The following is a 4,538-nucleotide window of genomic DNA, read 5'->3' as shown; positions in this document are numbered from 1 at the left end:
TCGCACTTGAGCACGGCGGGCGTGGGGATAGGCGCGCTCGTGTCTTGGGCAGCCCCCAGCTGCTCCGCCGCGGCCGCCCCGCTTAGGACGCCCCACGCGGCGAGCGCCAGGACCAGGACCGCTGCCGTGACGACCCATACGCTGCGCATCCGCATGGCCACTCACCTCCCTTTGGGATCAGCCTCCGCGTTCCAGTGTACGCCCCCCATCGTTAAAAGCGCGTTAAGTCCCCGGGGCGGCGCGCCGCACATCGTCCTTCCGGCGCCGCAGCCGCCCACCACGTCCCCGCCGACGGCGGTCTGGGCGCGGGAGCACCGGTTGTGGGAGTGCGGGAGGGGGTGTTGTGCGTGTCCTGGGGATATGTGCGGCAGGGCCTTTTCAAAGTCGTCCAGATTCTGGAAAAATGGGCGATGATCCGGTTTTCCGTTCCGTGGCTCATATCGGATTGAAACTCAGAGGAAGCGCCAGAACACCTCGTTGCCCAGCAGCTGGCCCCGCGGGGTCAGGCGCAGGCGCTCCCCATCCCAGGCGGCCAGCCCCAACGTGACCAGTTCGGCGATGGTGGGGCCGTAACACTCCATGAGGCCCTGGCCGAACCGGGACCGGAACCGCTCGTCCAACAGGCCCTCCACCATCCGGAGCCCCAGGATCACCATCTCCGCCATCTGGGTCCGTCGATCCAGGGGCTCCACCTCGGCCACCGGCGGCTCCCCCGCCTCCACCCGGGCGATGTAGGCTTTGGGATGGCGGATGTTCATCCAGCGCGTGGCGCCTGTGAAGCTCCACGCCCCCGCCCCGAAGCCCACATAGGGCTCATAGCGCCAGTAAACCTGGTTGTGGGCGCAGGCGTAGCCCGGCCGGGCCCAGTTGGAGAGTTCGTAATGCATATACCCGGCCGCCGCCAACCGCTCCCGGGTCCACTCGTACATCTCGGCGGCTGCGTCTGGGTCCGGCGGGGGCAGCCGCCCCTCCCGGACCCAGCGGTGGAGGGTGGTGCCTTCCTCCACGGTCAGCGCATAGGCCGAGAGGTGTTCGGGCGCCAGGGCCAGGGCCGCCTCCAGGGTGGCCTGCCATCGGGCGAGGGGTTGCCCCGGCAGCCCGTAGATCAGGTCGATGTTCACGTTGGTGAAACCGGCCGCCCGGGCCATGGCCACCGCCTCCTGGGCCGCGTCGAAGGTGTGGTCCCGGCGCAGCCATCGCAGTTCCTCCGGATGGGCGCTCTGCACCCCCAAGCTGAGGCGGTTGACGCCGAGGGATCGCACGCCTTCCAGATAGGTGAGGGAGAGGCCGCCCGGGTTCGCCTCCATGGAGATCTCGATGTCCGTCGGCGCCCGGAAGGCCTGATGGAAGGCCTCGAAAAGGCGCTCCAGCAGCGGAAGCGGCAGCAGGGAAGGGGTCCCCCCGCCGATGTACAGGGTGCGGGCCTGGGGCCGGCCGGCGGCCCCCCCGAAGCGCTGGATCTCCCGGGCCAGGGCCGCGATATAGCGGCCGAACCAACGCTGCATCCCGGCGTAGATGTTGAAGTCGCAGTAACTGCACCGCCAGCGGCAGAAGGGGATGTGGATGTAAACGGCCAGCGGCTCCGAGGGCGGCGCCGGGGGCCAGGGGCCACGGCCCTCGGCCAGGACGGGCAGGGGGATCCCCGTGCTGCCGATCGTGGTCATCCGAGGGCTGCCTTCACCCGTTCGGCGATGGCCCGCGGGAGCCCGGCGGCCACCAGGTCCTCCACGGAGGCCTGGCGGATCCCTTCCAGGGAGCCAAACCGCTCCAGCAGCCGCCGGCGTCGGGCCGGGCCGACGCCGGGGATCTCCTCGAGCACGGAGGCCAGCGACCGCCGCTCCCGACGGGCCCGGTGATGGCTCAGGGCAAAGCGATGGGCCTCGTCCCGGACCCGCTGGAGCAGAAAGCGGGCCGGCGCGTGGTGGGGCAGGACCAGTTCCTCGGCCCGGCCGGGGAGGAACAGGGCCTCCCGCTCCTTGGCCAGGGCCGCCACCGGGACCCGATCCTGGAGGCCTTCGGCCTCCAGGACCTCCAGGGCCACACCCAGCTGGCCTTTGCCGCCGTCCACCAGCAAGAGGTCGGGCAGCGTCGCGAAGCTCTCGTCCGGCTTCTGACCGGGGAGGCGTCGCCCCTCCTGGGCCTCCTGCCAGCGGCGGAAGCGGCGGGTGAGGACCTCCCGCAGGCTGGCGTAGTCGTCGGGGCGGCCCTGGACGCTGCGGACCACGAAGCGCCGGTAGTGGGCCTTCAGGGGAACGCCGTGGATGAAGACGACCATGCTGCCGACCACCGCGGTCCCCATGGTGTTGGAGATGTCGAAACCCTCGATGCGGGCGGGCGGGGCCGGAAGCCCCAGGGCCTCGGCCAGTTCCCGCAGGGCGGCCTCTTGGCGGTGGCGGTCGGCCTGCCAGCGCGCCCGCAGGGCGTGGAGGGTCTCCGCCGCGTTCTCGGCCGCCAGGCGCACCAGTTCGGCGGCCTCCCCCTCCCGGGGGACGATCAGGGTCACCGCGTCGCCGCGTCGCTGGCGGAGCCATTGCTCGATGACCGCCGCCTCCTCGACCTGCTCGGGGAGCAGGATCTCCGGCGGCACGTCGGCGGCGGCTTGGTAGAACTGCTTCAGGAACCCCGCCAGCGCCTCCCGGAGGTCGGCGTCCTCCAGCCCCTCCAGGATGAAATGCTCGCGGCCGATCAGTTTCCCCTGGCGGATGAAGAAGACCTCGACGCACGCCTCGCCGCCGGCCCGGGCGATGGCGATGACGTCCCGGTCGGCGCGGACGGTGGAGACCACCCGCTGGCGCTCCATCACCTGACGGATGGCCTGCAGCCGGTCCCGGATCTGGGCGGCCCGTTCGAACTGGAGGGCCTCCGCCGCCGCCCACATCTTGGCCTCCAGGTCCCGCACCACCTCCTCGGTGTGGCCCTCCAGGAAGCGGACGAGGCCTTCGATCATCGCCCGGTATTCGGCCTGGCCCACCGCCCCGATGCACGGCCCCAAGCACCGCCCCAGGTCGTAGTAGAGGCACGCCCGCCGGTCCCGGCCGGTGATGGTCCGGTCGCAGGTCAGGTAGGGGAAGATGCGCCGCAGCTCGTCCAGCATCTGGTGGACGGCGTGGACGGACGTATAGGGGCCGAAGTAGCGGGCCCCGTCGTTCTCAATGCGGCGGGTGATGGTCACCTTGGGGTAGGGGTCCTGCACGGTGATCTTGATGTAGGGGTAGCGCTTGTCGTCTTTCAGGCGGACGTTGTATTTGGGCCGGTGCCGCTTGATCAGGTTGGCCTCGAGGATGAGGGCCTCGAGTTCCGAGTCCGTCACGATGAAGTCCAGGTCGGCGACCTCTTGGACCATCCGCCGGGTACGCGGCGGGAGGTCAGCGCCGCCCTGGAAGTAGGATCGGACGCGCTGGCGCAGGGAGGCCGATTTGCCGACGTAAAGGACCTCCCCGTGGGCGTTTTTGAACAGATACACCCCCGGCCGCGCCGGCAGGGCCCGCAGTTTCTCTTCCAGGGCTGCCGGCCTGGCGCCGCCGGGGCGGATCGCCGTCTGAGCCATCCGTCCCTCCTCCCCGCCGTCGGATCGAGGGCGCTTTGGCTTTCATTTTCCACCGCCGGCCCCCAGCCGGCCAGATCCAGGCTGCCCCGGGAGCGACCCTCCGCGCTATCATGGAGCGCAGCCGGCGACGGGGAGGGAGGACGGTGATCGAGGTCCGGGACCTGTGGTTTGGATATGGGGGTGGGTGGCTGTTCCAGGGCTTCTCCTGGACCGTCGGGCGGGGGGAGGCCTGGGCGGTGATCGGCCCCTCGGGCTGTGGGAAGACCACGCTGCTCTACCTGCTGGCCGGCCTGCGCCAGCCCCAGCGGGGGGAGGTGCGGGTCGACGGACAGCGTCTGAGGCGGCCGCGCCCCCGCACCGGCCTCATCCTACAGGACTACGGCCTGCTGCCCTGGGCCACCGTCCGGGAGAACATCGCCCTGGGCCTGCGCATCCGCCGCTTCTACGGCCCCGATGGACGCCACGCCCCTGCCGACGCCCCGGTGACGGAGATCGAAGGCCCGGTGGAGGCCTGGCTGGAGCGCCTGGGGCTGCGGGAGGTGGGAGACCGCTACCCGGCCCAGATCTCCGGCGGCCAGCGCCAGCGGACGGCCATCGCCCGGGCGCTGGTGCTTCGGCCGGACCTCCTCCTGATGGATGAGCCCTTCGCCTCCCTGGACGCGCCCACGCGGGAAGACCTCCAGGAGCTCACCTGGCGGTTGAAGGAGGAGGAGGGCCTAACCCTGATCCTGGTGACCCACCACATGGAAGAGGCGGTCTTCATGGGGCAGCGCATCCTGGTCCTGGGCTGCCCGCCCCACCGCCAGCCCGATGTCATCGAGAACCCGGGGGCGGGGGATCCCGCCTTCCGGCACACCCCGGCCTACTGGGCGCAGGTGGAGCGGTTGCGTCAGGCGCTCCGGGGGGCGGCGCCGGCCGGCGGAGCCGTCACCGGCTGGGGGTGAGGGCCTCCCGGCGGGCCAGGCGCTCCGCCCGGCGCCGGTCGGCCTCC

The 4,538-nt window shown here is 71.3% G+C and carries 3 protein-coding genes; 1 reads left to right on the top strand and 2 read right to left on the bottom strand.

Features of this window, described 5'->3' with window-relative positions:
• Positions 1-452: 452 nt before the first annotated feature.
• Together hemW and uvrC are read right to left on the bottom strand one after the other, a co-directional pair.
• The gene (gene hemW, locus C4313_RS11125) at positions 453-1,664 is read right to left on the bottom strand and encodes a radical SAM family heme chaperone HemW (protein WP_352429930.1); all 1,212 of its coding nucleotides are present in this window, start codon (positions 1,662-1,664) and stop codon (positions 453-455) included.
• Positions 1,661-3,547 (bottom strand): excinuclease ABC subunit UvrC, encoded by a 1,887-nt coding sequence (uvrC, locus tag C4313_RS11120; RefSeq protein WP_352429929.1) that lies wholly within the window; start codon positions 3,545-3,547, stop codon positions 1,661-1,663. Before uvrC ends, hemW begins: the two co-directional genes overlap by 4 nt.
• A 143-nt stretch (positions 3,548-3,690) precedes the next feature.
• Here uvrC and C4313_RS11115 point away from each other — a divergent pair, with 143 nt between their 5' ends.
• Positions 3,691-4,491 (top strand): ABC transporter ATP-binding protein, encoded by an 801-nt coding sequence (locus C4313_RS11115; protein ID WP_352429928.1) that lies wholly within the window; start codon positions 3,691-3,693, stop codon positions 4,489-4,491.
• Positions 4,492-4,538: the final 47 nt, after the last annotated feature.

The organism is Thermoflexus sp. (genome assembly GCF_040289485.1).
GTDB lineage: Bacteria > Chloroflexota > Anaerolineae > Thermoflexales > Thermoflexaceae > Thermoflexus.
This window is presented reverse-complemented; position numbering and strand designations above follow the sequence as displayed.